We start from the raw sequence: 1,161 nt of genomic DNA on the forward strand, positions 1-1,161 counted from the left end.
GCGCGCTCCTTGCCGGCACGCGCCTGCCGCCAGCGCCGCCAGCGCCGCTCCAGGAAGAGCGCGGCCGGAGCCGCGGCGAGGCCGGCGAGCCAGCCGCCCAGGCTGGCGCCGAAGCCACCCCACAGCGAGGTCAGCAGCAGCACGGTCGCGATCGAGGGCATGGCCACCGCGTAGCGCAGGATGACCTGCCAGCGCGAGGCGAGCTCCTCCGGCACCACCAGGCGCGGGTCGTACATCCCGGCCATGAACCAGGGCACGAAGGAGACCAGCAGCCCAAAGGCGATCCCCTGCAGGAATTCAAACATCCAGACGACTCCGGGTCAGCGCGAAAATAGGGGACAGACCCCAATTTCCGGGGTCTGTCCCCTATTTCCCTTACGCCGCGGCGAGCGCAGGGTTGAGCGAATAGGTGCCGGTGAGCTTGGCCTCGGCGAGCACGTGGCCGGCGATCGCCGCGCGCACGTCCGGGCCGGTGAAGCGGCCCTCGACCGCGCAGCGCGCCACGTCGAGCGCGTACAGCGTGAACACGTAGTGGTGCACGATCTCGTCGTTCCACGGCGGGCAGGGACCGTCGTAGCCGTGATAGTCGCCCTTCATGGCTTCATCGCCGGCGAACCAGGCGGTGTAATCGTTGACGCCGTGGCGGGCGCCGAGCGCGGCCTCCGGCCCGGGCTTGCCGCCCGGCGTGACCTCGGCGGAGAAGTGGCCGGCGTCGATCGCGCGCAGCTCGGCGGGCAGGTCGACCACCACCCAGTGGAAGAAGTCCACCCGCGGCAGGCTGGCCGGCACGGTGCGGCCTTCCTGGTTGACGTCGTCGCCCTGGCTCGGCACGTCGGGGTCGTGGCAGACGAGCACGAATGACTTCGTCCCCGCGGGCACGTCGGCCCACGACAGCTGCGGGTTGCGGTTGCCGCCCAGGCAGACGTGCCCTTCGTCGGCCGGGATGCAGAAGGCGAATTCGCCCGGGATGCGGGCGCCGTCGGTGAAGCTCTGGCTGGTGAGTTTCAAGTCATCCTCCTTGCGGTGTGATGTGGGTACGCGAACGCGCGCTTTCAAGGCGCGTCGCACAGGCAGTGCAGGTAGTGGTGGCGCGGATCGTTCCAGCGCAGCAGCGCGCGGGCGGCGCGCTCCACGTCCGCGGCCGCGGCGGCGAGCGGCGCG

The 1,161-nt window shown here is 71.1% G+C and carries 1 protein-coding gene and 1 pseudogene; both read right to left on the reverse strand.

Annotated features, from left to right (window positions below; genetic code table 11):
- Positions 1–305: pseudogene (locus tag C665_RS19675) on the reverse strand (cobyrinic acid a,c-diamide synthase); the annotation flags it as partial.
- Between the two features lie 70 nt (positions 306–375).
- Positions 376–1,008, reverse strand: coding sequence for a YbhB/YbcL family Raf kinase inhibitor-like protein (locus C665_RS19680; protein ID WP_004330286.1), 633 nt, complete (start codon positions 1,006–1,008; stop codon positions 376–378).
- Between the last annotated feature and the right edge of the window lie 153 nt (positions 1,009–1,161).

Origin of the sequence: Thauera aminoaromatica S2 (assembly GCF_000310185.1) — a bacterium.
Classification (GTDB): Bacteria; Pseudomonadota; Gammaproteobacteria; order Burkholderiales; family Rhodocyclaceae; genus Thauera; species Thauera aminoaromatica.